Raw genomic sequence first — 24,331 nt, 5'->3', positions numbered from 1 at the left:
AACCACGACTTCTTCAGTGGCTCGGGCTCGTCGTACGTCATCGGCAAGGCCGAGGCGACGGAAGACGACGACTGGGACTTCTGAAAGCCCCGGTCAAAGAGCGATTTAACGGAAGGGGTGGCGTGGTAGCAGGGAAGTGCGAGCGTATGGCGCGTGGCGTCGCGCTCACTGCTGCCCACATTCTGCCCACATCCGACTCGGAGGGTTCCCGCGGCATCGCGGGGACCCTCCCTTTTGTCGTCCCTGGAACGGTTCCGGGGCGCACCAAGAAGAAAGGGGTACCGCCATGAGGCGAATGCCACTGGGCCCAGATGGGGCATGGAAAACCGGTCAGCGAGTGCAGTTCAAGGGGAACTACAGCGACCAGTACGGAGTGGTGACTCACCACGAAGTAGGGGCGACGTTCCCCCCGTGCATCGACCGCAAGGGCGAATGCGCAATGCGACACCTGATCGAAGCTGTGGCTGCAGCGTAAGATCGTCCGGATAAGCAAGGGCCCCCGACCTCGGTCGGGGGTCTATGTTGTGTGTTTCGCGAGACGGCGCCTTCGCGATCGATGCACGGTGGAGACAACACTCAGTTTGTGTCACATATGCCCTGCTGTGCAAGCCCGCTGAGCATATGTGCGTCTCATGAGACTGCTGATGCGCGCGCGTCGCTCATCGCCTGTGCGACGGCCTCGAGATCGTCGTCGAATAGATCGGCGTAGACGTCGAGTGTCATGGCGGCCGAGGCGTGCCCAAGCATGCGCTGGACTGCCTTCACATTGGCGCCCGCGGAGATGGCGAGCGACGCGGCTGTGTGACGAAGGTCGTGCGGTGTGATGGTCGGGAAGGTCCGGTCGGCGCTCTGCGCGGCGGTGACGGCCTTGACGAACCAACCTGAGGTGCGGTGGGGGTAGGTCATGGGCGTGACGCCGTCGGAGAACAGAAAGGCGTCACGCGTCTTGTCCTCGCAGAGCCGCGCGATGGGTGCCACCAGGAAGGCCGGGATGGGCACCTCGCGTGCGCTGCCGTGCTTTGGCGTGCCGATCTCGTAGACGCCTTTCACCAGGACGGCGTTGTCTTCGATGAGCATGCGGCGGCGGAGCATGTCGAGGTGGCGGACCCGTAGTGCTGAAACCTCGCCCCAGCGCAGGCCGGTGTAGGCCAGCAACAGCATGATGGTCTCCCTCCCGGGTGCCTCGGCCGACAGGCGCTCCACCTGCTGATGGGTGAGGAAGCGCTTTGGCTTCGAGCGCTTTGCGGGAAGCTGCACGCCCTTCGTCGGCGACGACCGGATGACGCCGTCACGTTCGGCGATAGCGAGAACGCTGGACAACACAAAGACGCAGCGGCGGACCGTCTGGGCGCTGAGCGCTTTTCGTTCCGTAGTGGGGGAGAGCAGAGCGCTGACCCAGTCCTCTACCTCTGATGCTCGGATGCTGGCGACTCCGCGCGCACCCCACTGGGGCTCAACGTGCACTCGCCAGGAGGTCTCCATGGTGTTCCGGCTCGACGGCTTGAGGCGGGCCAGTCGGCCGGTCTTCCACTGCTCGGCGAACATGCCGACGGTCTTCTTGCCGAGGGTGGGGTCGAGGTAAGCGTTTGAGGCCACGGCGACGGTGACCTCGGCGCGGAAGATCTCGGCCTCGCGCTTGGTCTTGAATCCGCGTTTGTCGGTGCGCTTGCCGCTCGGGGTTGTGTATCGAACGCGGTAGCGGCGCCCCTTGGCGGTGTCGTATGCCTCTATGGATCCGGCCATGAGGGTCTCCGTTAGATGGTGAAGCGGACGCGGTGCGACCATTGGCCGGCGCCCATCCGGGCGTGGGCGTAGGTGACCCCGCGGACGCGGGTAAGGCAGCGGGTCAGGTAGATATCGACGAGCTCCTCGGTTACCTGCAGGTCTTCTGCCATGTCATGGACCGTCGCGCCGTCGCGCTCGAGAGCGGCGAGACGAACGGGGTCGATCAGGAGGCGTGCGGCGTACTCATCGGCCTGCGTCTCGGCATTGGAGTCGTCCTCGCAGGCGTGGCCGTAGTGCGCGTGCCCGAGTTCGTGAGCGACCACTGAGGTGGCTTCGTTGGGGGTGAGGGTGAGGTCAAAGTAGATCTCGTTCTCGTCGGCGTACCACTCGCCGAGGATTCCGGGCTCGAGGTGGGCGGCGTGCACGCGGATGCCACGTGCGGCTGCGAACTGCAGTAGTGCCTTCACCTCGTGCCCCCTCATTCGGCGTGTGGTGCGCGGTCAGCCTTCCGTGTGCCCTTCTTCGCCGCGGTCCGCTGCTTTGCGGGTGGCTGTTTGACCGACGCCTCTTCATCTTGCGCGGGGGTTCCGACATTGCGGCGACGGCGGGCGGCAGAAAAGTCGTCGCCCATGCTGTAAACGGCGGCGTCGCCGTGGGTCGCGACCTGAGCAATATGCGGCGAGAGTACCTCTGCGAAGTCTTCGCCTCGGACAGCCACTGGCGGACGGCGAGGGTCGAGGTAGCGAAGGGTGGCCGATCCTAGCTGGGCTCGAGACCGCGACCCATTCGCGATCGCGTCGACCCATTCGGCATAGTCGGCCATGGCGTCGATGCGGCGCGCGAGCTCGTCGACCAGCGTCCGCGTGGCGATACTGTCGAGCCCGTCAGATTGCTGCACGACGATGTCGTCGGGGATGTCCTCGATCGTCATATGCCCAGCGGCGATGAGGCCGGGGATGGGGCTGAGGTCGTATGCACGCGCGAAGGCGATCACCTGCTGGGGCTGCGCTACGGTGTCGCCCTTCACCCAGCGACCCGCTGTAGCCCCAGAGACGCCAGCCTTGCTGGCGATCACGGCGTTGTTGTCGCCGTTGCTGTTAGTGCGGACGTAGTTCGCCCAGCCGCTCTCATTGCTCACGGACCCACGCTACACGGGGCCTTGCGTGCATGCACGCGCGCTACGCGCACATAAGAATGCGGCGATGTGTGCCCGCTCCGGCTAACGAGCATGCAGGACGCTTGCACGCGCGGCAGACCTGGGGTAGCGTGACGTGCATGCAAGCCACTAACGCGGGTGCAAGAACCCACTTTCTCTCGGTCGATCCTGTGCGGCTCGACAAGCTGAGAGACGCGCATGGCATCCAGACCGATGCTGAGTTCGCGCGTCTCATCGGCGTAGACGACTCCACCCTCCGCAGAGTGCGGACGGGCGCGACCGTCGCGTCGAACGAGTTCCTCGCGAAGCTCGCTGCGGCATTCCCGCACGCTTCGTTCGACTCGCTCTTCGTCCTCCGCACAGCGGAGGATGCGCGCTCGGCGGAGGCCGGAGCATGAGCAACGTCACCGCGCTCCGCAAGGCGACGACGCAGCCGGTGTGGCTTTCGCCCGAGCAGGTGTGCGAGCGCGTACCGGGCATGACGCCGGGCATCCTCGCCGACCTTCGCGAGAACCGGCGCGGCCCGGCCTATTACAAGCCCAGCCTCCGCACCGTCATCTACCTCGAGTCCGAGATCGACGCGTGGATCGCTGAGACCCGCGTCGCAACTCGTCCTGCGGGGCAGTCATGACCGCCGTTGTGCAGGTCATCGAGCGTGACGGCGAGATGCGTGTCTCGTCTGAGGCTGTCGCCGGTGGGTCGGGTGTGCAGCACAAGAACGTGCTCGAGCTGATCCTCGCGAACATCACCGATCTGGCGGAGTTCGGGGAGGTCGCGTTTGAAACGCGACCTGGCTACAACAACGCTCCCGTCCGCTTCGCGCTCCTGAACGAGCAGCAGGCGACTCTGCTGATGACGTTCCAGCGGAACACCCCTCAGGTGCGGGAGTTCAAAAAGGTGCTGGTTCGCACGTTCTTCGAGATGGGTCGCAAGCTGGCCGCGTTGGCGGTGCCGCAGACTCTGCCGGAGGCGTTGCGCGCGTACGCCGCTGAGGTGGAGCAGCGTGAGGCGCTGCAGGCGAAGGTCGCGATGGACGCACCGAAGGTGTTGTTCGCTGACGCGGTTGCCACGGCCGACACGGACATCCTCGTCGGTGACCTCGCGAAGATCCTCCGAGGCAACGGCATCCCGGTCGGCGCGAACCGCCTGTTCGACATGCTCCGCACGGACGGGTTCCTCATCCGCCGCCGCGGCAGCGACTGGAACATGCCCACGCAGCGGTCGATGGAGCTCGGCCTGTTCCGGGTGAAGGAAACCGCCGTCACCCATAGTGACGGGCACGTCACCATCTCGAAGACCCCGAAGGTCACGGGCAAGGGTCAGGCGTACTTCGTCAACCGGTACGCGGCTCGGCCTGTGGGGGTGGCGTCGTGAACGACTTCACCGCATCCAACGGCATCAGCGTGGCGAACCACGGCGGCAACTGGGACCGCACCACAATCCACTTCTCCGGAGAGGTGCTCGGCCTGACGAAGGAACGCACCAACGCGCGTGACGTGGTCTTCGAGGACCGCGACTTCGAGGCTATTCGTGAGTTCTTCCAGGCGGAGGCTGACGAGCGGTTGGGCCGGTGGCGCTGGCCCGAGAACCCCGACTACGTCGTCATCGTGCGTCCGCCCGGCATCCGTGTGGTTTCGGAAAAGACGGGGCAGTATCTCGATGCAGCTCGCGACCAGTACGAAGCAAATCCGGGTGAGCCGACGCTCTACGGCGCGGCCCGCGCCTACTTCGATGCTCACCCGGAGCCGAAGCCGTGGCACGACGCCGCCGAAGGTGAGGTGTGGATCCTCATGTTCCGCAACTCGTCGCACGCGTGGTTCGTCAATGGTGAGTATTTCCAGTCGGCCAAGACGCTGACCAACATCAGCAAATTCGACGAAGGCATCGTCGCGGGCCGCCGCATCTTCCCCGAGGAGGTGGCGTCGTGACTGCACGTTTCATCTGCGCTTTACCGGGGCGCTCGGTCAGGGTCGAGGCCGATACGCCGGAGGAAGCGTGCGACGTCGTGATGGAGCGGTACGGGATGTACCCCGCTTCGGTGGACGAGATTCTCCCGACCGCTTACGTCCCTCGGGAGGTGTCGTCGTGATCAGTCCGGATCAGCTTCCCGCGTGGTTCGCGGCTCCTGTCGGTTTCGTTGTGTGGGTCTGGTTTTTGGCCCCTGTTGTCCGTGATGTTGTGCGGTCCCGCCGCAACCGCTGACACCCCATGACGCGGAAAGCGTCACCCCATCCCTACTTCCTCCACTGAAAGGGCACGTTCGTGGATCCCAGAACCGACGAGGAGCGCCGCCAGGCAGCCCTCAACATCCTCACCATGGTGGAGGCGCGCACCCGCACCGCCACCGCGAAAACCCTCCTCGGCATCCTCGGGAATTACACCCGGGACATCACGCCGGAGGACGCCCACGACCACGCATACGCCCTGTGGGTCGAGTTCGCTGGCGACGGTGGCCGCACCCTCACCGACGAGATGCACGCGGAAGTCATCGCCCGCCTCGTCCCCTTCCTCGACGAACCCACCCTCCACCGCATCGCCCGGGACACGTTCGGCGACCGGGCGGTGGACACGAACGGTGGCTCCGGGCATGTCGTCTGGATCCCCTCTGACGGGGTGTTGTTCGTCACCGGTCTGGACATGCTCACCCGTGTCTACGCACCCATGGTGGTGGACGCATGAGTGACCTCGACCCCTACGTCATCACGCCTCACGACATCGAGATCGTCGGCTACTGCGGCGCCGACGCGTGGGTGATCGAGCACGCCGACGCCGACAACGGCCGCCGCCTCACGATCAAGCCGAGCCGCGTCAAGGTGACCCGCTCCGATTACGGTCGCGGCCGGCACCGCCGCGTCTCGTGGATGGTCTACGTCGAGGGACGTGTCATTCGACAGAGCGACGGTGAGCTTACGACGCACCGGCGCAGCATCGGCTACGCCTACCCCGGGGACGCCGAGCGTGGCTACCTCACGCCGCTCGTGGGCGTCGACAGCATCGACCCCGAGATCCTCGAGTTCGCAATGCGGGCTCGCCGGATGATCGAGGCCGCCGTAGAGGCGGGAGACGGATCGTGACTGTCGAGGCGGTCCGTGAGTCCACGGATGCTGAGCGTGACGCGGGCATCCTCTCCCACCTCCGTGACTGGTGGATGACGGTGGCACGCCGTGACAAGTACACCCTCGGCCATGAGGAGGTCGACCTGCTGTTGCGGGTCGCTGACGAGCGTGACGAGTTGCGCCGCGAGATGTGCGCTGACGCCGACTCGAAGTACGTGATCCGGGCGTGCGCCCGCTGCGGTCACGAACCCCACGGATATTTGCTCCCCTGCAACCGCCAGTCGTGTGGTTGCCGCGATGGAAGGCCCAAGCCATGACGAAGACGAAACCGACCGTGAAGCCGTGGGTGGTGGGTGACGCGCCCGTCGTGGACGGCATCCGCTGGCGAATCGAGCAGATCGACAAGAAGGCGTTCCCTCAGGTGGTTATGCGCGCCCTGTCGACGACCAACCACGGCATCCAGTGGAGCACCGACATCGACACCTTGAACAAGATCCGCAGAGAGGCCGCGTGATGACCACCGAAACGTATTCCGGTCTCGTCCCCAACCTGGACGAGGATCTCTACCACGCTCACCCGGCCCTGTCATCGACCGGTGCCCGGCAGCTGCTCAAAGCGCCGGCGAAGTTCGAGTACTTCCTGTCGCACCCGTCGCCGCACAAGAAGGCGTACGACGCGGGCACGGCGGTGCATTCGAAGGTGCTGGGTGTCGGTGCGGGCACGGTCGAGATCCCCGCCTCGGTGTTGTCGAAGACGGGCACGACGGGGACGGATGCGGCACGCGAGTTCATTGCGAATGCCCGCGCAAACGGTGTCACCCCGTTGAAGGCGCACGAGATCGCCCATGTGGACGCGATGGCTGAGGCGATTCTTGCGAACCCGATGGCACGGCTCCTGCTTGAGCAGGAGGGGCTGCGGGAGGCGTCCGTGTTCGGCACTGACCCGGTGACGGGTGCGGAGTGCCGGGCCCGGTTCGATGTCCTCCCCACCGGGGGCGGGCGCCGCGTCGCCGTCGACCTGAAGACCGACCGCGCCGAGGCCACCCCAGTCGCGTTCGCGAAGACCGTCGCCGACCACGGCTACCACGTGCAGGACGCCCACTACGAGGCCACCGCCGGTTTCGAGGGGATCGAGTACGACGCGTTCGCGTTCGTCGTCGTCGAGAAGGAACCCCCGTTCCTCACCGCCGTGATCGTCCTCGACCAGGACTTCCGCGAGATCGGGAGAGCCCGCGCGAAACGCGCCCGGGAACTGTTCGCCATCGGCACGGAGACGGGTTTGTGGCCCGGCTACCCGGGTGAGATTCAGATCGCCCGACCCCCGATGTGGGCCATCTACGACCACCAGGACACGGAAGAGGCAGCAGCATGACCGACATCGCCCTGCCGACCGACGATCGTCCGTCGCGCATACGCCGCACAGTCACCCCCACGGCACCGATCCCGGTGGATGACGTCGCCCAGACTCTCGCCGAGTACACCCGCGTCGCACTCTCCACCGGAGCACGCCTCGAGATCGACCCGGTCGAGTTCACCGCCGACGGCGTCGTGTGGGTGCCCCTGTGGCTGAACGAGGAACCCCCCGCCGGCGCGAGAGCCACCGTGCGCCGGGACGGGGTCGAGACCATCGTCATCCGCCGCTGGGTGGAAGCTCTCCCCGGCGAGGAAGCCCTCACCGACACCGGCCGCCGCTGGCAGGACATCTGGCTCGAGAACCAGACCGAGAGATTCGAGTCGTACGTCCTCCGCGCCGCCCTCGCCCGGGCCTATCCCGACGTCATCGGCGACCGCTTCGACATGGGCAAGCCCCGCGTCCCCCGCCTGACCGAACCGGCTGAGGGGGAGCCCGCACCGCCGGTAACCCCCGAGCAGGCGGCTGAGGTCGACGAGGCCGTCGCCGCCCTCCCGTGGGAGCCCGCACCCGTCGCGCGCATCCCGTCCGGTCCGGTGCCGCACCCGCCGTCCGCGCACATTCCGCGCCTGCACGGAGGTTCAGCATGAGCGTGCCGTTCTATGAGGACGAGTGGATCACTCTGTACCGAGGGGACGCACGCGAGATCACTGAGTGGGTGGCCGCTGACGTGCTCATCGCTGACGTCCCGTACGGCATCGACTACAACTCGGGATCGCGACGCGCCACGCTCGACGCCTCGATCGAGGGCGACAAGGACACCGCAGTGCGCGACCGCATCCTCGAGATGTGGGGCGACCGTCCCGCACTCGTGTTCGGCACGTGGCGCATCCCCCGCCCCGAGGGCGTCCGCGCCCGGCTGATCTGGGACACCCTCGGAGCGCTCGGCATGGGAGACCTGTCGATTCCGTGGAAGCCGTCGGATCAGGAGATCTACGTGCTTGGCCAGGGCGAGTGGCGCGGCCGCCGCACGAACAACGTGCTGTCGTACGCGCCCGTCCAGTCGACGGCGAAGAACGGCCGCCTGCACCCGCACGAGAAGCCGATTCCGCTGATGGTCGACCTCGTCGGCAAGACAACGGGTGTGGTCGCTGATCCCACCGCGGGGTCGGGCTCGACGCTCATCGCGGCGCGCAGCCTCGGGCGCCGCTCGATCGGCGTCGAGCTGACCGTGAAGCACTGCGAAACCATCGTGCGGCGCATCCAGAACACCCCCGTTCCGCTCATCGCGACGGAGCCGGAACCCATATACGAGGCGATGTTCGAAATGGGAGGTGCCGCATGACTCGTCCTGGTGAGTTCTCTCCTGCCACGGTGCAGCTGATCTGGGACCGCGACCGCGGATGCTGCGTCGTGTGTGGACGCGGGCTGCGTCGCGAGCGTCGCGGCGAACCGTTCAACGGGTGGTCGGTGATGCACCGGGAGCCCCGCGGCGCTGGCGGTGTGAAGCGCAACAGCGACCGCCCCCACCTCGTGCTCCCGTCAAACGGTGCCCTCGGATGCGGCACGGGCACCACCGGGTGTCACGCGGACGTCGAAGCGGGGAAGTACCCCGCCGAGGACGGCTACAAGGTGTCCCGCCTCGGGAAGGCCCGGCCTGCGGATGTGCCCCTGCGGCACGCCCTGTTCGGGATGGTGCGTCTTGATGACGCCGGCGGATGGGAGACCGCAGCATGAGCGCGCTCAAGTCGGGCGAACTGTTCGCCGGGGTCGGTGGTCTCGGCATGGCCGTCGACGATGTCTTCGGATCGGACCCCGCGTGGTTCTGCGAGTTCGACGCCGCCCCGTCGCGCGTTCTCGCGCACCACTTCCCAGATGTGCCGAACTACGGCGACGTCACGAAGGTCGACTGGGCCACCGCGCCCCACGTCGACGTCCTCGCCGGCGGTTTCCCCTGCCAGGACGTGTCTCTCGCCGGCGCGCGCCGCGGCATGAAGGACGGCACCCGCTCCGGCCTGTGGTCGGAATACGTCAAAGCCATCGACACCCTCCGCCCGGACTGGGTCGTCATCGAGAACGCGAGAGGACTGATCAGTGCCCGAGCCGATAGCGAGGTGGAACCCTGCCCGTGGTGTGTGGGAGACGGAGACGATGAGTATCATCTGCGGGCACTCGATGCCGTACTCGCAGACCTTTCCCGTCTCGGGTTCGATGCGGAGTGGACTGGTCTTCGAGCGGCCGACGTCGGCGCCCCACACGGGCGATTCCGATTCTTCATCCTCGCCTGGCCCGCAGAGCGCACTGCTGCCGACGCCACAGGTGGCGGACGCTACGGGTGGTCATGCAGCCCGCTCGGGGGCACGCTCGAACGAGTTGCTGCTGCCGGGGGTAGCGGTGAGCCTGGCGACCTGACGCTGCTGCCGACTCCGCGAACTACGGACATGAACGGTGCCGGGGCGCACGGCGCTGGCGGACTCGACCTGCGAACCACTGTGGCGCTCCTGCCTACCCCGATGGTCGGATCGTCGTCACCCGCCGCGCACGGCCAGATCAGCGGCGACTTCCGCGCGCGGATGGATCAGGTCATCGAGCAGGTGACGATGATGCCGACGCCGCGTGCATCTCGAGGTGGATCCGCGACAGAGACGATGTACGGGCTTGGCGCGGTGCGCGACGACGAAGGCGACCGTCAGGGCAACGTGACCGGCGAGGTGTCATCGTGGGGCCCGTATGCAGCCGCCATCGCGCGCTGGGAGTCGGTCGTGGGGCGGACCGCGCCGGCACCCGTTCGCCCGGACGGGAAGGGTGGGAAGGCCCGCCTCAACCCGGAGCTCACGGAGTGGATGATGGGTTGGCCTGCCGGGTGGGTGACTGCGTCGGCGCAGCTGTCCCGGGCGGAGCAGCTCAAGGCGTGCGGGAATGGCGTGGTGCCGCAGCAGGCGGCGGCTGCGCTGCGCATGCTGCTCGCGCGCCCCGGCGTCCCGTCGATCCGTCTGGCGGTGTCCGCGTGAGCGTCATGCCGGAGTTCGCGATGACGTATGTCGTCTACTGGCCCGCCGAGGGCGTGCTCAAGGTGGGCCGCGCGTGGAAGTCGCACCGGGTGGAGATGATGACCCGCTCTGGCGGTCACGTCCTCATCCTGGCCCGTGGCACTGATGCCACGTGGGAGCGGGAGGCGCTGGCCGAGCTCGCTCGGTGGTTCCCGCGCGCGTTCCGCACCGCGCAAGAGGCGGAGGGGCTGCTGTTCATGGGCCGCGGTTTCACGGAGTGCTTCGCCGTCGACGAGCACCACCTGGAATTGGCGGTCGATCTGATTTTCGAAGGGTTCGCACGAGGGAATGAACAGGGTGAGAATCCGGTCGGTTCGGCCGTCGCATTGGACGGACGCGAGCCTGCTGAAGGTGCCGTCGTACATGGCCCGGTTGACGGGGATGTGCCTGTGGGGGTTGGTGGACGACGAGGGCCGGGCCGAGCTGAGGCCGGATCTAATCGCGGGGGCAGCGTTCCCGGGGGATCCGGCGATCACCGCGTCGGAGGTGGAGACGTGGATGTTGATGCTCGACGAGGTCGGGTTCCTGACGATCTATACGGTGGGCGGGTCGACGTGGTTTGCCCTTTCGAGACCGTTGGTGACGCAACGCCCGACGGAGTCGGAGCACCCTGCCCCGCCTGTTCCGGAATCCTCCGGAGGATTCATGGCTATGGGGGGAGCGGGGGAGCGGGCGCGGGAGCGTGTGCAGGCCGAGGGTGCCGAGCGTGCGAGCCGGTGGGCCGAGTGGGCTGCGGAGCAGGAGGGCGTGGCCCCACCGGAGAGACCCCTGCTGTTGGATGCTCCACCGATCGGATGCCCGGAGCACCCGCACAACCGGTTCACCCTCGACTGCGGCGCCTGCGGCACGGCCCGAAGACGTCACGACCTGTGGCTCACCGAACAGCGGTACGCCAAAAAGGTCGAGCGGTACGAGCAGTCCCTGTCCGACACCGAACCGTGGTGATCCCGTGAAGGTGACGGTCGACCTGGACCCGAAGGACGTGTGGCGCATCCAGGCAGAGGCGGAGAAGCGCGGTGTACCGGCTGGGGTCATCGTCCGTGAAGAGCTCGTGGCCCGCCGCACGTACCTCGAATTCCGGAACCGGGTTCGTTCCCGTGTCCTCGCCGGCATGTGCGATGCGGACATCGCCGCCGAACTGAACCGCCCGCCCGGGACGATCGCGCAGATCCGTCGAGGGATGGGCCTGAAAGCCAACCAGAGATATCGCAAGGCCGCTCAGGCGGCAGATGAAGGGAAGACAGCATGACCGAACGAATCGACCACGCAGCGAAAGCGCGAGAGGAACTCGCCGAGATCGAGCAAATGGATCCGCAGACACAGTGGGTGGAGATGACGCAAAAGCAGCTCGTCGTCACCGTGAACATCGGGCTCGCCTCCGTAGAGCAACAGCGCATCGCCAACCTCATCGCACTCGCCACCATGCCTGAAGCCGGCACGCTCGAGACAGCCGCCGCGCACGCGCTCCTCATCCCTGCCGATAACGGAAAGGACCGCCCAACTATCCGCCCCGAGATCCGCGAAGGGCTGGGTCTCTGATGGCTGGGGAAACGGTTATCACCGTCGTCGGGAACCTGACGGCTGACCCTGAGCTGCGGTTCACCCAGAACGGGCTCCCGGTGGCGAACTTCACGATCGCTAGCACTCCGCGTTCGTTTGATCGTCAGGCGAACGAGTGGAAGGACGGGGAGCCTCTTTTCTTGCGGGCGAGCGTGTGGCGTGAGTTCGCGGAGCACGTCGCCGGGTCGCTGGTGAAGGGTTCCCGTGTGATCGCGACGGGGCGTCTGAAGCAGCGCACCTATCAGGACCGTGAGGGGAACAACCGCACGGCGATCGAGCTCGAGGTGGACGAGATCGGCCCCTCGCTGCGGTATGCCACGGCGACGGTGACGCGTGCAGCGTCGACTGGGCGTCAGCAGCCCACCCAGTCCACCGAGTGGGATTCTCGTCAGCCGGGTGACTCCGAGGCGTGGTCCACCCCGAGCGTGGGGGAGGGGAGCTATGGAGACGACACCCCGTTCTGAGGACGTGGAAGCAAACGACGCGATCAAAGCGCGCGTGTCTTCGATCGTCGCTGAGGCAAGAGCAACAGCAACCTCGGACGATCCTCTGGTGCAGATCGCCTGGGTCATCTTCGGTCTCGATCTGTGGCATCGCACTAACGGAAACATGGGCCACTCCCCGGATCTGACCGTCGAATACGTCACCAGTCGGGTGCTGCGGTTGCTCGCACGACGGGAGGGAAGAGATGTCTGACCGGGTATGTGTTCGAGGCTGCGTTCAGGCGGGTGTGCACTGGGCGGTATGCGAGAACAACTCCGACAACGAGGTGCGCCGTCGCCGGCGCGCTGAGGAAGCCGAGGAAGCGTATGTCGGGCCGTGCAAGGGGTGTGCTCCTCGTGAGTGTCGTGATGGGTCGCTGATCTGTGACCAGTGCTTCGGCCGTGCACGCGCTCTCTTGTCGGATGCCCCTGATTTGCTGGGCCGTTTGCGGTCTTTGGGGGATCCGTCGAAGTCGGGGTGGAACTGGGATCGGGGTGAGGTGATCCGTACGTCGTCGCCGCATCCGCCGGCGCCGATCGGTGATGACCTGATCGATGCGATTCATGCGGTGGAGACGGCGGTGCGGTTCTTCGGGTCGGACATCGCCACTGTGTCGAATGATGCGGAGGCGATGGGGTGGCTGGGGCCGCTGGTGCTGAACCGTCACGCCCCGGACTCGGATGGTGTCCGGGAGGGGTGGTCTGTTCGGGATGCTGTGGACCGGTGGGGTGTGGAGCGTCAGGACACGTTCCGTTTCCCGTGTCGTCTTCCGTCGGCACCTCACGGGTCGTATGCACGGTTCGATGAGGAGGAGGCGGCGGGGTCGGTGACCGAGTGGTACGACCCGCTCCTTACCCCGGCTGAGGCGGCTTCGTTGCGTGGGGTGAACGAACGAACGGCCCGCAAATGGTTGGACCGTGACCTGCTCGGCCCGACCGTGAAGATGCGTGACGGGCGCCACACAGTCCGCAAGGCGTACGCGTCCCGGTGGTTCGCGGTGAATCCGTGTCCCATCGTCCACGAGGGGGAGTGGTGCACCCGGGTGGATGGTCATGACGGACCGTGCGGACTCCGACCCGGAACCAGACCGAAACCCACCAACCACACGAACAGGAGCGTAGAGTGAGCACTCCCACCGCCAACAGTGCCCGCGCGGATGCCCTCGGCTACGTCGAGTTCACCATCTACGCGAACGAGGACAGCTCGCCCGAAGTCACCTGGACCAATGCCGAAGTGCTGGCGATGCTTCGCGAGATAGCCGAGCGGCTGGCCTACGACGACGAAGAGGATGGCGACGAGTACGACGAGAGCGCGGATGCTTGCCCGTCGTGCGACACACTCCCGTCCGAGTGCCACGGCGGATGCTGCGAGGACTGCAATCACGCGAACTCCTGGCACGCGGGCATGGCCACCGGATCGAGTGGTTCGTAGTGTGCGGCGTGTCGTGATGATGTTGATACCTGGGTGGGGCCGTCGTCACTGATAGGCTTACGCCTAGTACCAGAACCGTAGGAAGCCCCGAGTCGCGTTACGCGGCCAGGGGCTTTCTTCGTTCCTGGGTGGTTTTCCTGCCTGGTGCCCCGGGTGGGATCTCGTCTCATTCGCCGCACGCTGTCATCTGACGCACGAGCGGCGCGAGGCCGGCTTCGACTCTTCGAACCGCGGGCCCGCCGAGCGCACCACCTTCTGCATGTGGAGCTGTGCCCGTGCGTGTGAGACGTAGACGTGAAAGGCGGGGCGCCCGGCCGCGATGACGCACCGGGCACCCTGCCGCAAAGAACCGTGGTCAAGCGACGGGTAACACGTACATCCTCGCCTCTGACCGCGGGCGCTCACGGGCGAAGGAGCCTGCGCATGAAGGTCACCCTGCTCTGCACCGTGTGTGTGGCGGTGGGTGCTTCTGCTGTCCTGTTCGGTCGGCGTTCGTGGCATGGGTTCCTGTGGTGGTTGTTCTCTCGAGGGGATGCCTGATGCGCGAATGGTGCGGATGCGGGGCGTCCATCCGAGCCCGCCGCCGGGACGTTCTCACCTGGCGTCAAGAACACCGGTGCACACCGGCTGAACCCACCCCCGGCCAGTACGGCGGGGACGCCCGAGTCGAGACCAACTACCAGCAGACGGACTTCACCGACACGATCGGGTTCCGCCCAAACCCGGGAGCATGACATGCCTCGCTGTGGTGTGTGCGGTGAGCCCGCGTGGGGTGTCTGCTGTGACGTGCTGATGGCTGACCTCGACGATGACGGTGACACTGTGGTGAGAGGCAGCGACTGATGCCGTGGGAGAACAGTCGACCAACTCACGTTCCCGCAGCTGTCCGTGCTGCGTGCCTCAACCGCGACGGTTACCGCTGCGTCGCTGAACTGTCCGATGGTTCACGCTGCACTGAGACGAACGACCTGCAAGCCGCTCACCTGAGCCAGTGGACACCGGGTGAGCGGACCACCGTCGCCGACGTGCGCACTCTCTGCTCATGGCACCACAACAGGGAGACGCAGCAGGAGGCCGCAACAGCGCGCCGCAAGGCGTGGCGTCCCTCAGCCCGTCACCCGCGCGAAAAGCACCCAGGCCGCCGCTGAGCATCTCCCAGACCCACCCGGGGACCCCCCGCCCCCACCCACGTTCTCGCGGAGAGGCGCTGGTGTTCGCAGTGTGTACGGGTCTGGGGATTCTGACCATGTGCCCCTGAGCGTGGCCCTGCGCCCCGTGCGCGGCCGATCTCGGCGCGGACGCCCGCCAGGCTGGGGCGGATGCGAGAGAGGGGCGTATCGGCCTCGTGCCGTCGAGCCCGAAACGGGCCCGCGGCGACCCGAAACGGGGTGACAGATGCCAGGACGCGGACCCGCGCCCAAGGACGCCAGCAAGCGAGCCCGCCGCAACAAAGACGCGGTCGAGCTGCGCGTGCTCGAGATCCAGCCGACAGCCCAACCGAAGCTCCCGACGCTCTACTTCGATGAGCCGAGCAAGGACGCGGACGGCAACGTCACCGTCGTCAAGAAGCGCTTCACCTGGCCGACCACCACCCGGACGTGGTGGGAGATGCTCTCGCGGCATCCGCTCGCCGCCGAGTTCACCGAGATGGACTGGGCCTACCTCGCCGAGACGGCAATGATCCACGCGCAGTTCTGGAAGGGCGACTTCAAGCTCGCCAGCGAGCTCCGGCTGCGGGAGGCCAAGTACGGTTTCACCCCCGAGGACCGGGCGCGGCTGCGGATGCAGTTCGCGCTCGCGACGACGGCGGAGGTCGAGTCGGCCGAGCGCGTCGACCGCGCGACGTCGTCGCGCGACCGGATGCGCGGCATCACTAGGAAGGACTCCGCCTGATGCCGTGGGTGCCGCAGTTCGAAGGTGACTTCCCGACCCTCGGGTGGTCGGTTGCCGACCAGATGGCGGCGTACCTCGGCCGCCCGGATGCCGGCGACGACGACATCTTCGACCCGTTCGTGCTCACCGTCGAGCAGCAGGAGTTCCTCAACGAGCTCTACCGCATCGACCCCGTAACCGGGCGCCGCATGATTCACCGCGGCTCGCTCATCCGCCCCCGCGGGTGGGGCAAGTCACCGTTCGTCGGCGGCATCATGATCGCCGAGGGCATATTCGACGTCGTGCCCGATGGTTGGGACGCCGACGGGCAGCCGGTCGGCAAGCCCTGGTCGAAGGTACGCACCCCCTACGTCGCGATCGCCGCGGTGTCGGAGGAGCAGACGAAGAACACCTGGGAGCCGCTGCTCGAGATGCTTCGCCAGGGCTCCGCGCCCGACGAGTTCAACCTCGAGCCGATGGACTCCTTCGTCGCGCTCGAGCGTGGCCGCATCGTCCCGATCACGTCGTCGGCGACGACGATCAAGGGTTTCAAGGCGGTCGCGGCGTCCCTCGACCAGACCGAGACGTGGGTGCGGTCGAACGGCGGCGTGAAGCTCGCGCAGACGCTCCGCAACAACGCGACCAAGCTGGGCGGGGTCACGATCGAGACCCCGAACGCGTACACGCTCGGCGAGCGGTCGGTGGCGGAGCAGTCGTTCGAGTTCTGGTCTGACATCCAGTCCGGGAAGTACAAGAACCTCGAGGACGTCCGCTCGATCTACTTCGACCACCGGCCCGCGCCGGCGAGCACCCAGATCGACGACATGGACTCCCTCGTCCACGGGCTCCGCATCGCCTACGGCGACTCCGCGAAGCACGTCGACGGGTGCCTCCTGCACGATCCGCCGTGCGCGCCGGGATGGTTCGACGTGCACCGCGGCGCCTTGGACTTCTTCGACACCGCGAACGACCCAGCAGTGATGCGCGCCGACTTCCTCAACCAGATCGACGCCGCGCGCGACGCGTACGTGTCCGACCCCGAGATCCGCGCATGCGTGGAGGCGGGCGCCGGGAAAACAGTCGGCAAGTCAGAGCCGGTCACCCTCGGCTTCGACGGATCCGAGGGGCGCAAGGACAAGCACCTCGCCGACTCGACCGTTCTCATGGGCTACTCCGTGACGCAGCGGCACTTCTTCCTCATCGGCATGTGGGAACAGCCCGACGGGCCAACGGGTGAGGGCTGGCGGCCGCCGAAGCTCGAGATCGAGCAGGCCGTCGCGAAGGCGTTCCGCGAGTACAACGTGGTTGGGTTCTACGCCGACCCGTCCGCCGGGTGGGCGGGCGAGGTGAAGTCGTGGGAGGCCGCGCACCACAAGCGCCTGAAGGCGAAGATGAGCGTGGCCGAGCCGATCCGGTGGAAGCAGAAGGACGTCACGCGCACGTGCGAGACGTTCGACCAGCTCTACTCCTCGATCCGTCAGGTCGAGGTCACCTTCGACGGCGACCCGGCCGTGATCCGGCACTTCCTCAATGCGCGTCGCGATCCGCGCCGCGCGGGGTACGTGCTGAAGAAGGCCGACGACAACCAGGACTACGGCAAGATCGACGCGACCTATGGGGCTGCGTTCGCCTTTGCCGCCGGCAACGACGCGATCGGTAAGGGCGTCACCGCGAGCTCGCGGAGCCGGATGCCGCGACAGCTGAGATAGGGGGTGGCCGATGGCCCGCACGCCGGAGGAATGGCTCCCAATCCTCGCCAAGCGCATGGACGCTCGCGCGCCACGCATCGCGGAGCTCCGCAGCTACGCATCTGGCAACGCGCCGATGCCCGAGATGGGCGCGAACACGAAGGCATCATGGAAGGCGTTCCAGAAGAAGGCTCGCACAAACTATGCGGGCCTGGCGTGCCAGTCTCTGGCGGGCCGGATCGTTCCGACCGGTGTCCGCGTCGGGTCGTCGCGTACCAGTCCCGCGGTCGTGGCGCTGCGCAAGGTGTGGCGCGACAACCGTCTGTCGGTGGTGTTCGCTGACGCGGTGCGCACGATGCTCACCGTGCGGGTGTCGTACCTCATCACGGGCATCCGCGACGGTGAGCCGGTCATCACGTCCGAGCCGCCCGAGAAGGTCATCACCGCTCCCGACCCGTCTCAGCCATGGCGCGCCCGCGCGGCGCTTCGCGCGTGGCGGGACAACGACGCCGAGCGGGACTACGCGCAGGTATGGGTGCCCGGCATCCGCCAGCGTTTCGTTCGCTCAGTGAAGACCGAGAGCGGAACCATCCGCGGCACGATCGTCGGCGACTGGGAGCTCGACGGCGCACCGGAGGAGTACGACGGGCCCGTGCCGGTCTTCGCGATGGAGAACGAGGACGGCGTCGCGGAGTTCGAGCCGCACATCGACGTCATCGACCGCATCAACCTCGGAAAGCTGCAGCGACTCGTCGTCACCGCCTACCAGGCGTTCAAGGCCCGCGCGCTCAAGAACCTCCCCGACAAGGACGATGAGGGCAACGACATCGACTGGGGCAAGCGCCTCGACTTCGCCCCCGGCGCCCTGATCGACCTTCCCGATGGGATCGACGTGTGGGAGTCCGAAGCGGTGGACATCCGGCCACTGCTCGAGGGGGAGAAGACTGACGCGCGCGATTTCGCCGCGGTCATGCGCACCCCGATCGATGTGTTCATCCCCGAAGGGCAGAACCAGTCTGCCGCCGGTGCCGCAAACGCGCACAAGGGCGAGATCCAGAAGGCCAAGGACCGCATCAACCGGTGCGGCGCCCCCATGGAGGCTGCCCTGCTGGCGGCGTTGCGGATCCTCGACCTCGACGAGGACGAAACGATCAAGGTGTCGTTCGAGTCTCCCGAGCACGTCTCGCTCACGGAGAAGGCCGCCGCTGCTCTTGCGGCGAAGGGCTCCGGGCGGTCGCAGCGGTGGATCGACGAGAACGTCTTCGGTATGTCGCCGGACGAGATCGACAGTGAGGAAGCCAACCGTGCAGCCGAGATGCTGCAGCAGGCGGCGCTGACGGGAGCGATCACCGATGGCGGCACTAACCCCTGACGCGCTGACCGCTGCATATATGCGGCAGAACGCGGGGATCCGCTCCCGCACCCTGGCTTACGCGGCCGCGGTGTGGGACGGATCCCGCGAACTGCGTGATGAAGACGTCGACCGTCTCATCGGGCGCATCGCCCCGGCCGTGCAGGGCGGACAGATGCAGTCCGCCACCCTTGCGAACGCGTTCGTCCAGCGTCTCGCCACCCTCGAGGGCCAGCGCGTCGGCACCATGCCTGGCATCGACCGCGACCGGGTCATCGGCTACCGCGGCGTGCCCGCGGCCGAGGTGTACCGCCGCCCCGCGGTCGCCGCGTACTCGGCACTCGCCGACGGCAAGAGCTTCGTCGACGCCCGCGCCGCGGGTCGCAAGCGGCTGCTGTCCATCGCCTCGAGCGACCTGCAGCAGGCACGCAGCCGGCAGTCCCGGGACGCGTACGCCGCGACCGGGTTCGAGTACACCGTGCGCGTCCTCTCCGGCAACGAGAACTGCGCCCTCTGCGTCATCGCCGCAACCCAGCGCTACCGCGCCGGCGAACTGCAGCCGCTCCACCCGGGGTGCGACTGCGGGGAACGCGGCGTCCGAGCCAACCACGACCCGGGCATCGCCGTAGATCGCGAGATGGTCGAAGAGACCCACTCCGCCATCTGGGAGCAGCTCGGCCGCTTCGATCGCAGCGCCGTCGACCTCGGCCTAGGCAAGACGGATGCCAAGGGCCGTCGCATCAGCGACTTCACCGAGCTCATCGTCACGCACGAGCACGGCGAGCTGGGCCCGACCCTCTCATGGCGGCAGGACCGGTTCACCGGCCCATCCGACCTCACCTGACCACCCGCACCTGCGGGTACCGGGCGCCCCGAAACGGGGACGCCTCCACCACTCCGAAACGGGGATCAACACCATGTCCGACATCCGACCCACCCTCGGCCCACTGCCGGCTCCGAGCTGGCACCGCCCGTTCCTGCGCTACTTCGATGGCGACCAGGGCGCGGGCGGCGGCGACAACAAGCCCGAAACGGGCGGCGACAGTGACCTCGACAAGGCGCGCGCTGAAGTCGAGAAGTGGAAGGCCCTCTCCCGAAAGAACGAGGACCAGGCCAAGGCCAACGCCGAGAAAGCCAAGAAGTTCGACGAGCTCGAAGAGGCAAACAAGACCGAGCAGGAGAAACTCCTCGCCCGGGCCGAAGCCGCCGAGAAGCTCATCGCCGAACGAGAAGCGAAGGACGCCGCAGCCGCAACGGCAGCGGAAGTCGCGAAAGCGAAGGGCGTCCCGGCGTCCGCGCTGCGCGGGTCCACTCGTGAGGAGCTCGAGGCGCATGCCGATGAGCTGCTCGAGCTCATGCCCAAGAAGCCCGCGGCGCCGTCCGCGGACGGACAGGGCGACGGCGAACAGATCGGCGACGGCGACATGTCGGCCGACGACATCGTCAACGCGGCAACCGCCCGCTGACACCCCCGGAGACGTTCGCCACGAACGCTCACGGGCCACCAACCATCCTGAGGAGGAATCGTGGCAAACATCTTCGTCAAGGGGCAGAAGCTCGCGGCCACCGCGCTCGCACTGCTCCGTCGTCAGGTGAAGGCCCCCGGCCTGTTCACCTACAAGTTCGGCATCAGCGACTTCAAGGGCGCTGAGGGCGACGTCGTCAACATCAAGCGCCCCGCGGTGCTCGTCGCGCGCGAGAAGCCGTGGCGCGGTGACGACGCGATCGTCGTCGACCGTCTCGCCAACTCGAAGATCCAGGTGAAGCTCAACCGGCACATCTACAGCGCTGTCGCGCTGTCGCCGGAGGAGGAGACCCTGGACGAGGTCGACTACGTCCGCGATGTCCAGGCGCCGCAGGTGCAGGCGATCCTCGACTTCTTCGAGAACATCGTCGTCGGCGCGCTGCGTGTGGCGTCGTTCGTCTTCGGAGTGACGTTCAACCCCGCTTCCGGCAGCGCAGTCGAGAGCGACGCCCGCAAGGTCGCCGTCCGCGCCCGCAAGCTCGCGCAGAAGGCCCACTGGCCCCTCACCGGTCGCTACTGGCTGGTCGGCGCGAACGTCTCCGAGGCGATCGCCACCCACGACAAGCTCCTCGAGGTGGACGCCGCCGGACTCCCCGAGGCGCTGCGCGAGGGCGTCGTCGGCCGCCTCGGCGGGTGGACGATCGTCGAGCTCGACGCACTCGGCGACGACGAGTCGTACTTCGTGCACGAGACCGCGATCGCCATCGCCACCGTCGCTCCCGCCGTGCCCAACGGCGTCGCGAAGGGCGGCGGCGTCGCAGCCGGCAACGGACTCGCCGTCACCCAGCTGTGGGACTACGACAGCGACCACCTGAAGGACCGATCCATCGTGCACGCTTTCGCCGGCGCGACGGCGGTGCTCGACCCCGAGCAGGACGCCGACACCGGTGCGATCATCCGTGACGAGAACGACGAGGTCGCCCTCAAGTTCCAGCGCGCGATCAAGGTGACCTTCGGTGCCGGCGGATCCGAGAAGGCCAGCTACACGCTGACCATCACCGGAGCACCCACCGGCGGCACGTTCACGATCACCGTCGACGGTCAGACCACCGACGCGATCGCGTACAACGCCTCGAACACCGACATCGCCAAGGAGCTCAACGAGCTCACCGGCGTCTCCGGTGCGAAGGTCTCCGGCGGCAACTTCCCGGGCAACGCCAAGACCGTCACCTTCAACGAGCGCATCGGCACCCTCACGGCGACCGGCGCGTTCACCGGCGGCACCTCGCCCGCCATCGCCGCGGCCTGACACCCGCGCACCTAGGAGGAGGTCAGACTCATGGTCGACGACTACAAACCCCTCGCCGTCTCCACCGACGTCGAGACGTCGCTCGGCCGTAGCCTGACCTCCTCCGAAGCGCGGCGCGTGGACGACGCGCTCGCCAAAGCCTCCGAGCTGTTCCGCATGGAGGCGCAGCGCACTTTCACCGCCGGGCGTCGCGTCAACCGGCTGCGCGCGCAGTCCGGCGAGGTTCGCCTGCGCGAAACCCCCGTCACGGACGTGCACAGCGTCACGGACGACGACGGGCGACCCATCCGCTACACGCGTTTCGCATCCGTCCTCACCCTCACCGACACGACCGTCGCGTTCGTGCGCATCGATTACTCCTATGGCGACGACGTCGTGCCCGAGATCGTGCGCACGACCGTCGCGGCAGCCGTGGCCGCAGCCTTCGACGTCGACGATCGTGCTCGCGCTGGGATGACCCAGTTCCAGGAGACCGCCGGGCCGCTCAACGAGGGAGGCACCTTCGCCTCCTGGGCCGTTGGCGGTCAGGTCACCCTGTCCCCGGCGGACATCGCCGTTGCCCGCAGCTTCCGCCCGGTAAAGCTCGGCGGAACACACACGCAACGGGGGCCAGCATGGCGGTGCTGATCGGCGAGACCGTCACGCTACAGCGGTCGGTCGAGACCGGGCGGAACACCCGCAACGAGCCGCGCTACGAGTGGCGCGACGAAGACATCGACGACGTAATCGTCACCCCTGGAGCGCGCGACGACATCGACGACTCCGCCCGACCCGCCGGCGTGCGCGTGCTGTGGTCGCTCATCTGGCCGAAGACATTCACCGGATCGCTCGCCGGATGCCGCGTGATCGTCCGTGGCGGCGAGCCGCTCAAGATCATTGGCGACCCGCAGCCGTTCGCCCACGCGCCGACGCGCTGGAACAGACCGAGCGAGGCGGGCCGCTCCGACGGATAGGGGTGTCCCGTGGCCGACGTGAAGCTCAACCTCGCGGGTATCAACGCGCTCATGACATCCGCTCCCGCGCAGGCCGTGGTCGATCGCATCGGGCGGCAGATGGCGGCCGATGCCGGCGAGGGTTTCGAGTACGTCTCTCGACCCCATCCGTACACGGCGCGCGGCTACGTGCAGACCACGGATGCACGATCTCGGCGCCGGCAGATGCGCGAAGCGGCCCTCGAGAAGGCGCTCGGGCAGGTGCAGCGATGAAGTTCACCGACACCGAAGCCGAAGTGATCGCCTTCCTCTCCGAACGCCTCGACAACGTACCCGTCAGCCTTCGCGTGCCCACCGCCCGCCCAACGCGCTTTGTCCGCGTCTGGGGGAGTGGCGGCGATGGTGTGAACCGCGTCGTTGATGACGTGCAACTGACGATCGAGGCGTGGTCGGACGACGACGAAGACGCCGGTGCGCTGGCCCTACGTGCCCGTGACCTGCTGCTCAACGAGTCGTCCGTGCTGCCGCTCGTGCGCCGCATTCAGGCCACGCGCCCCTATTTCGCGCCGGATCCCGTCACCGAGGTACCGCGCTACCGGTTCACCGCCCGCTTGCGGGTGCGGGCCGCCCGCTGACTCGCCCGCGCGCCCGCGCGGACGCCACTGCCGGTCATGACCCGGCTCCACACGAAAGAGAGACACCATGACCGTGAATTCCGAACTGGCCCGTATCTACGGGTCCGACTCGGACTCCGTTCACCTCGCCCCCTTCGGCACGACCCTTCCGACCACCCTGACCGGCGTGCTCGATGCCGCGTTCGAGGACGTCGGCTGGCTGAACGGCGATGGCATCACCGAGTCGCTCAGCGGCACCGTCGACAAGAAGCGCGGATTCCAGGGCAAGCGCGTCATCCGTCAGAGCATGGGCGAGTCCGGCACCTCGATCGCGTTCGTCGCGCTCGAGTCGAAGGACATGACCAACTCGCTGCGGTACCACGAGAAGAGCGTCGACACCACGGTGACCGGCGTGCGCAAGGCCGTCCGCGGGTCGGGTCAGCGCATCTCCGTCCGTTCCGCCGTCATCGACCTCTTCGACCAGGACGACGACGAGGTCAAGGAGCGCCTCATCATCCCGCGGTTCGAGATCTCGCCCAACGGGGACCGCGTCGCGGGACCGGACATCGTCGCCTACCCCTTCGTTGGGGAGATCATCGGCGACTACGTCCACCTCTCGACCAACCTCGAGGACGCCTGATGGTCAACAAGAAGAAGGCCGAGGAGAACGCCGGCCAGATCCACCGCCTCGACCGCTTCGGCGTGAAGCACGAGGTCACCGAGAGCGACGTCGTCCCCGACCCGCAGCCCGCGCTGCCGGCCGCGCAGACCGACTGACGCGCTCACCAGACCGGTGGGCGGGGTGTTCCTCCGACGGCCCCGCCCACCACCCTTCCATCCACGTCGGAGACCACACAGTCGGAGGAGACTGCCATGCCCAACATCCCCGCAGGCGCGAAGACGCCGCAGGACCACAAGCCCGAAGCGTTCAAGCCGAAGGTTGAGAAGGTCGACATCGAACTGCCCGACGGCACCGACGACAACGGCGACCCGCAGACGCGCACCGTCCCCGGACGTCGTGTCACCATGCCCGTCACGGTCGGCGGCACCATCGACGTCGAGGTACCCGACGAAGCGCTCGACGACTTCGAGGTGCTCGACGACATCCGCGCCGTCCAGGACGACAACGACGCCTCCCGCCTCCCCTCGCTGCTGCGCCGCCTCGTCGGCGACCAGTACCGTGACGTGCTGAAAGCACTGAAGGGCCCGAACGGGCGCGTGACGACCGAGGCCGGATCGACGTTCGTCATGGATCTGTTCGCGGCCCTGTCCCCAAACTCCTGACGCTC

The 24,331-nt window shown here is 67.2% G+C and carries 35 protein-coding genes; 32 read left to right on the top strand and 3 right to left on the bottom strand.

All coding sequences use genetic code 11. The features are described from left to right. Positions 1 to 630: 630 nt before the first annotated feature. From ASE56_RS10545 to ASE56_RS10535, 3 genes are read right to left on the bottom strand one after another with little or no spacing between them, the layout of a single operon-like run. Complete coding sequence (locus ASE56_RS10545; protein WP_056228975.1) at positions 631 to 1,743, bottom strand: site-specific integrase; 1,113 nt, start codon at positions 1,741 to 1,743, stop codon at positions 631 to 633. Between the two features lie 11 nt (positions 1,744 to 1,754). Then, on the bottom strand, positions 1,755 to 2,192 hold the full coding sequence (locus ASE56_RS10540) for an ImmA/IrrE family metallo-endopeptidase (protein WP_056228971.1): 438 nt from the start codon (positions 2,190 to 2,192) through the stop codon (positions 1,755 to 1,757). 11 nt (positions 2,193 to 2,203) lie between these two features. Further along, complete coding sequence (locus ASE56_RS10535; protein WP_156371678.1) at positions 2,204 to 2,863, bottom strand: hypothetical protein; 660 nt, start codon at positions 2,861 to 2,863, stop codon at positions 2,204 to 2,206. Between the two features lie 137 nt (positions 2,864 to 3,000). Between ASE56_RS10535 and ASE56_RS10530 the strand changes: the two genes are divergently transcribed. The 32 genes from ASE56_RS10530 (at position 3,001) to ASE56_RS10385 (ending at position 24,326) form a co-directional block, all read left to right on the top strand. Continuing rightward, on the top strand, positions 3,001 to 3,279 hold the full coding sequence (locus ASE56_RS10530) for a helix-turn-helix transcriptional regulator (protein WP_156371677.1): 279 nt from the start codon (positions 3,001 to 3,003) through the stop codon (positions 3,277 to 3,279). Then, entirely contained in the window at positions 3,276 to 3,512 is a 237-nt protein-coding gene (locus ASE56_RS10525) for an AlpA family transcriptional regulator (protein WP_056228960.1), read from the top strand. The genes ASE56_RS10530 and ASE56_RS10525 overlap by 4 nt, the downstream gene beginning before the upstream one ends. Next, on the top strand, positions 3,509 to 4,255 hold the full coding sequence (locus ASE56_RS10520; protein ID WP_235556978.1) for a phage antirepressor KilAC domain-containing protein: 747 nt from the start codon (positions 3,509 to 3,511) through the stop codon (positions 4,253 to 4,255). Before ASE56_RS10525 ends, ASE56_RS10520 begins: the two co-directional genes overlap by 4 nt. Next, positions 4,252 to 4,809, top strand: coding sequence for a hypothetical protein (locus ASE56_RS10515; protein WP_056228958.1), 558 nt, complete (start codon positions 4,252 to 4,254; stop codon positions 4,807 to 4,809). The genes ASE56_RS10520 and ASE56_RS10515 overlap by 4 nt, the downstream gene beginning before the upstream one ends. Before the next feature lie 334 nt (positions 4,810 to 5,143). After that, positions 5,144 to 5,560: a hypothetical protein gene (locus ASE56_RS10510; protein WP_056228957.1), complete on the top strand. Its 417-nt coding sequence runs from the start codon at positions 5,144 to 5,146 to the stop codon at positions 5,558 to 5,560. Further along, positions 5,557 to 5,955 (top strand): hypothetical protein, encoded by a 399-nt coding sequence (locus ASE56_RS10505; RefSeq protein ID WP_056228955.1) that lies wholly within the window; start codon positions 5,557 to 5,559, stop codon positions 5,953 to 5,955. Before ASE56_RS10510 ends, ASE56_RS10505 begins: the two co-directional genes overlap by 4 nt. Continuing rightward, positions 5,952 to 6,254: a hypothetical protein gene (locus tag ASE56_RS10500; protein ID WP_056228952.1), complete on the top strand. Its 303-nt coding sequence runs from the start codon at positions 5,952 to 5,954 to the stop codon at positions 6,252 to 6,254. Before ASE56_RS10505 ends, ASE56_RS10500 begins: the two co-directional genes overlap by 4 nt. Beyond that, positions 6,251 to 6,451, top strand: a complete 201-nt coding sequence (locus ASE56_RS10495; RefSeq protein WP_056228947.1) for a hypothetical protein — start codon at positions 6,251 to 6,253, stop codon at positions 6,449 to 6,451. Before ASE56_RS10500 ends, ASE56_RS10495 begins: the two co-directional genes overlap by 4 nt. After that, complete coding sequence (locus tag ASE56_RS10490) at positions 6,451 to 7,308, top strand: PD-(D/E)XK nuclease-like domain-containing protein (protein WP_056228942.1); 858 nt, start codon at positions 6,451 to 6,453, stop codon at positions 7,306 to 7,308. The genes ASE56_RS10495 and ASE56_RS10490 overlap by 1 nt, the downstream gene beginning before the upstream one ends. Next, a complete protein-coding gene (locus tag ASE56_RS10485) occupies positions 7,305 to 7,937 on the top strand; it encodes a hypothetical protein (protein WP_056228939.1) in 633 nt (210 codons plus the stop codon). The genes ASE56_RS10490 and ASE56_RS10485 overlap by 4 nt, the downstream gene beginning before the upstream one ends. Then, the gene (locus tag ASE56_RS10480; protein WP_056228935.1) at positions 7,934 to 8,632 is read left to right on the top strand and encodes a DNA methyltransferase; all 699 of its coding nucleotides are present in this window, start codon (positions 7,934 to 7,936) and stop codon (positions 8,630 to 8,632) included. Before ASE56_RS10485 ends, ASE56_RS10480 begins: the two co-directional genes overlap by 4 nt. After that, positions 8,629 to 9,024, top strand: a complete 396-nt coding sequence (locus tag ASE56_RS10475) for a hypothetical protein (protein WP_056228931.1) — start codon at positions 8,629 to 8,631, stop codon at positions 9,022 to 9,024. Before ASE56_RS10480 ends, ASE56_RS10475 begins: the two co-directional genes overlap by 4 nt. Continuing rightward, entirely contained in the window at positions 9,021 to 10,298 is a 1,278-nt protein-coding gene (locus tag ASE56_RS10470; protein WP_082450547.1) for a DNA cytosine methyltransferase, read from the top strand. The genes ASE56_RS10475 and ASE56_RS10470 overlap by 4 nt, the downstream gene beginning before the upstream one ends. A 684-nt stretch (positions 10,299 to 10,982) precedes the next feature. Continuing rightward, the gene (locus ASE56_RS16975; protein WP_156371676.1) at positions 10,983 to 11,282 is read left to right on the top strand and encodes a hypothetical protein; all 300 of its coding nucleotides are present in this window, start codon (positions 10,983 to 10,985) and stop codon (positions 11,280 to 11,282) included. A gap of 4 nt (positions 11,283 to 11,286) precedes the next feature. After that, positions 11,287 to 11,586 carry a hypothetical protein gene (locus ASE56_RS10460; protein ID WP_056228926.1) on the top strand — a complete coding sequence of 100 codons (300 nt, stop codon included), beginning with the start codon at positions 11,287 to 11,289 and terminating at the stop codon, positions 11,584 to 11,586. After that, entirely contained in the window at positions 11,583 to 11,876 is a 294-nt protein-coding gene (locus ASE56_RS10455) for a hypothetical protein (protein ID WP_056228921.1), read from the top strand. Before ASE56_RS10460 ends, ASE56_RS10455 begins: the two co-directional genes overlap by 4 nt. Next, positions 11,876 to 12,361, top strand: coding sequence for a single-stranded DNA-binding protein (locus ASE56_RS10450; protein ID WP_056228917.1), 486 nt, complete (start codon positions 11,876 to 11,878; stop codon positions 12,359 to 12,361). Before ASE56_RS10455 ends, ASE56_RS10450 begins: the two co-directional genes overlap by 1 nt. Further along, positions 12,339 to 12,593, top strand: coding sequence for a hypothetical protein (locus ASE56_RS16970; protein ID WP_156371675.1), 255 nt, complete (start codon positions 12,339 to 12,341; stop codon positions 12,591 to 12,593). Before ASE56_RS10450 ends, ASE56_RS16970 begins: the two co-directional genes overlap by 23 nt. A 909-nt stretch (positions 12,594 to 13,502) precedes the next feature. Further along, entirely contained in the window at positions 13,503 to 13,811 is a 309-nt protein-coding gene (locus ASE56_RS10445) for a hypothetical protein (RefSeq protein ID WP_056228914.1), read from the top strand. 1,395 nt (positions 13,812 to 15,206) lie between these two features. Next, on the top strand, positions 15,207 to 15,704 hold the full coding sequence (locus tag ASE56_RS10440; RefSeq protein WP_056228910.1) for a hypothetical protein: 498 nt from the start codon (positions 15,207 to 15,209) through the stop codon (positions 15,702 to 15,704). Beyond that, positions 15,704 to 17,392 (top strand): hypothetical protein, encoded by a 1,689-nt coding sequence (locus ASE56_RS10435; protein WP_056228907.1) that lies wholly within the window; start codon positions 15,704 to 15,706, stop codon positions 17,390 to 17,392. The genes ASE56_RS10440 and ASE56_RS10435 overlap by 1 nt, the downstream gene beginning before the upstream one ends. 10 nt (positions 17,393 to 17,402) lie before the next feature. Continuing rightward, positions 17,403 to 18,743 (top strand): phage portal protein, encoded by a 1,341-nt coding sequence (locus ASE56_RS16585; protein ID WP_082450408.1) that lies wholly within the window; start codon positions 17,403 to 17,405, stop codon positions 18,741 to 18,743. Then, positions 18,724 to 19,566, top strand: a complete 843-nt coding sequence (locus ASE56_RS10425) for a hypothetical protein (protein ID WP_056228904.1) — start codon at positions 18,724 to 18,726, stop codon at positions 19,564 to 19,566. The genes ASE56_RS16585 and ASE56_RS10425 overlap by 20 nt, the downstream gene beginning before the upstream one ends. Positions 19,567 to 19,639: 73 nt before the next feature. Then, positions 19,640 to 20,188 carry a hypothetical protein gene (locus ASE56_RS10420; protein WP_056228900.1) on the top strand — a complete coding sequence of 183 codons (549 nt, stop codon included), beginning with the start codon at positions 19,640 to 19,642 and terminating at the stop codon, positions 20,186 to 20,188. Positions 20,189 to 20,248: 60 nt separating this feature from the next. Further along, the gene (locus tag ASE56_RS10415; protein ID WP_056228895.1) at positions 20,249 to 21,496 is read left to right on the top strand and encodes a hypothetical protein; all 1,248 of its coding nucleotides are present in this window, start codon (positions 20,249 to 20,251) and stop codon (positions 21,494 to 21,496) included. 30 nt (positions 21,497 to 21,526) lie between these two features. Continuing rightward, positions 21,527 to 22,123, top strand: coding sequence for a hypothetical protein (locus tag ASE56_RS10410; protein ID WP_056228892.1), 597 nt, complete (start codon positions 21,527 to 21,529; stop codon positions 22,121 to 22,123). Beyond that, positions 22,111 to 22,449, top strand: coding sequence for a hypothetical protein (locus ASE56_RS10405; protein ID WP_056228889.1), 339 nt, complete (start codon positions 22,111 to 22,113; stop codon positions 22,447 to 22,449). The genes ASE56_RS10410 and ASE56_RS10405 overlap by 13 nt, the downstream gene beginning before the upstream one ends. A 9-nt stretch (positions 22,450 to 22,458) precedes the next feature. Continuing rightward, positions 22,459 to 22,701, top strand: a complete 243-nt coding sequence (locus ASE56_RS10400; RefSeq protein WP_056228885.1) for a hypothetical protein — start codon at positions 22,459 to 22,461, stop codon at positions 22,699 to 22,701. Continuing rightward, positions 22,698 to 23,063 carry a hypothetical protein gene (locus tag ASE56_RS10395; RefSeq protein WP_056228880.1) on the top strand — a complete coding sequence of 122 codons (366 nt, stop codon included), beginning with the start codon at positions 22,698 to 22,700 and terminating at the stop codon, positions 23,061 to 23,063. Before ASE56_RS10400 ends, ASE56_RS10395 begins: the two co-directional genes overlap by 4 nt. 67 nt (positions 23,064 to 23,130) lie before the next feature. Then, the gene (locus ASE56_RS10390) at positions 23,131 to 23,682 is read left to right on the top strand and encodes a hypothetical protein (RefSeq protein WP_056228877.1); all 552 of its coding nucleotides are present in this window, start codon (positions 23,131 to 23,133) and stop codon (positions 23,680 to 23,682) included. Then, entirely contained in the window at positions 23,682 to 23,819 is a 138-nt protein-coding gene (locus ASE56_RS16965; protein ID WP_156371674.1) for a hypothetical protein, read from the top strand. Before ASE56_RS10390 ends, ASE56_RS16965 begins: the two co-directional genes overlap by 1 nt. 96 nt (positions 23,820 to 23,915) lie before the next feature. Further along, the gene (locus ASE56_RS10385; protein WP_056228874.1) at positions 23,916 to 24,326 is read left to right on the top strand and encodes a hypothetical protein; all 411 of its coding nucleotides are present in this window, start codon (positions 23,916 to 23,918) and stop codon (positions 24,324 to 24,326) included. Positions 24,327 to 24,331 lie beyond the last annotated feature (5 nt).

Origin of the sequence: Microbacterium sp. Leaf203, from assembly GCF_001421275.1 — a bacterium.
Classification (GTDB): Bacteria; Actinomycetota; Actinomycetes; order Actinomycetales; family Microbacteriaceae; genus Microbacterium; species Microbacterium testaceum_A.
The sequence above is the reverse complement of the archived record's forward strand: the minus strand, read 5'-3'. Positions and strand labels throughout refer to the sequence as shown.

What these genes read in the sequence shown, in the direction of transcription:
- ASE56_RS10545 (WP_056228975.1), bottom strand. Translation starts at nt 1,743, where the DNA reads ATGGCCGGATCCATAGAGGCATACGACACCGCCAAGGGGCGCCGCTAC.
- ASE56_RS10530 (WP_156371677.1), top strand. Translation starts at nt 3,001, where the DNA reads ATGCAAGCCACTAACGCGGGTGCAAGAACCCACTTTCTCTCGGTCGAT.
- ASE56_RS10525 (WP_056228960.1), top strand. Translation starts at nt 3,276, where the DNA reads ATGAGCAACGTCACCGCGCTCCGCAAGGCGACGACGCAGCCGGTGTGG.
- ASE56_RS10520 (WP_235556978.1), top strand. Translation starts at nt 3,509, where the DNA reads ATGACCGCCGTTGTGCAGGTCATCGAGCGTGACGGCGAGATGCGTGTC.
- ASE56_RS10505 (WP_056228955.1), top strand. Translation starts at nt 5,557, where the DNA reads ATGAGTGACCTCGACCCCTACGTCATCACGCCTCACGACATCGAGATC.
- ASE56_RS10495 (WP_056228947.1), top strand. Translation starts at nt 6,251, where the DNA reads ATGACGAAGACGAAACCGACCGTGAAGCCGTGGGTGGTGGGTGACGCG.
- ASE56_RS10490 (WP_056228942.1), top strand. Translation starts at nt 6,451, where the DNA reads ATGACCACCGAAACGTATTCCGGTCTCGTCCCCAACCTGGACGAGGAT.
- ASE56_RS10485 (WP_056228939.1), top strand. Translation starts at nt 7,305, where the DNA reads ATGACCGACATCGCCCTGCCGACCGACGATCGTCCGTCGCGCATACGC.
- ASE56_RS10480 (WP_056228935.1), top strand. Translation starts at nt 7,934, where the DNA reads ATGAGCGTGCCGTTCTATGAGGACGAGTGGATCACTCTGTACCGAGGG.
- ASE56_RS10475 (WP_056228931.1), top strand. Translation starts at nt 8,629, where the DNA reads ATGACTCGTCCTGGTGAGTTCTCTCCTGCCACGGTGCAGCTGATCTGG.
- ASE56_RS10470 (WP_082450547.1), top strand. Translation starts at nt 9,021, where the DNA reads ATGAGCGCGCTCAAGTCGGGCGAACTGTTCGCCGGGGTCGGTGGTCTC.
- ASE56_RS16975 (WP_156371676.1), top strand. Translation starts at nt 10,983, where the DNA reads ATGGCTATGGGGGGAGCGGGGGAGCGGGCGCGGGAGCGTGTGCAGGCC.
- ASE56_RS10455 (WP_056228921.1), top strand. Translation starts at nt 11,583, where the DNA reads ATGACCGAACGAATCGACCACGCAGCGAAAGCGCGAGAGGAACTCGCC.
- ASE56_RS10450 (WP_056228917.1), top strand. Translation starts at nt 11,876, where the DNA reads ATGGCTGGGGAAACGGTTATCACCGTCGTCGGGAACCTGACGGCTGAC.
- ASE56_RS16970 (WP_156371675.1), top strand. Translation starts at nt 12,339, where the DNA reads ATGGAGACGACACCCCGTTCTGAGGACGTGGAAGCAAACGACGCGATC.
- ASE56_RS10440 (WP_056228910.1), top strand. Translation starts at nt 15,207, where the DNA reads ATGCCAGGACGCGGACCCGCGCCCAAGGACGCCAGCAAGCGAGCCCGC.
- ASE56_RS10435 (WP_056228907.1), top strand. Translation starts at nt 15,704, where the DNA reads ATGCCGTGGGTGCCGCAGTTCGAAGGTGACTTCCCGACCCTCGGGTGG.
- ASE56_RS16585 (WP_082450408.1), top strand. Translation starts at nt 17,403, where the DNA reads ATGGCCCGCACGCCGGAGGAATGGCTCCCAATCCTCGCCAAGCGCATG.
- ASE56_RS10425 (WP_056228904.1), top strand. Translation starts at nt 18,724, where the DNA reads ATGGCGGCACTAACCCCTGACGCGCTGACCGCTGCATATATGCGGCAG.
- ASE56_RS10420 (WP_056228900.1), top strand. Translation starts at nt 19,640, where the DNA reads ATGTCCGACATCCGACCCACCCTCGGCCCACTGCCGGCTCCGAGCTGG.
- ASE56_RS10410 (WP_056228892.1), top strand. Translation starts at nt 21,527, where the DNA reads ATGGTCGACGACTACAAACCCCTCGCCGTCTCCACCGACGTCGAGACG.
- ASE56_RS10405 (WP_056228889.1), top strand. Translation starts at nt 22,111, where the DNA reads ATGGCGGTGCTGATCGGCGAGACCGTCACGCTACAGCGGTCGGTCGAG.
- ASE56_RS10395 (WP_056228880.1), top strand. Translation starts at nt 22,698, where the DNA reads ATGAAGTTCACCGACACCGAAGCCGAAGTGATCGCCTTCCTCTCCGAA.
- ASE56_RS10390 (WP_056228877.1), top strand. Translation starts at nt 23,131, where the DNA reads ATGACCGTGAATTCCGAACTGGCCCGTATCTACGGGTCCGACTCGGAC.
- ASE56_RS16965 (WP_156371674.1), top strand. Translation starts at nt 23,682, where the DNA reads ATGGTCAACAAGAAGAAGGCCGAGGAGAACGCCGGCCAGATCCACCGC.
- ASE56_RS10385 (WP_056228874.1), top strand. Translation starts at nt 23,916, where the DNA reads ATGCCCAACATCCCCGCAGGCGCGAAGACGCCGCAGGACCACAAGCCC.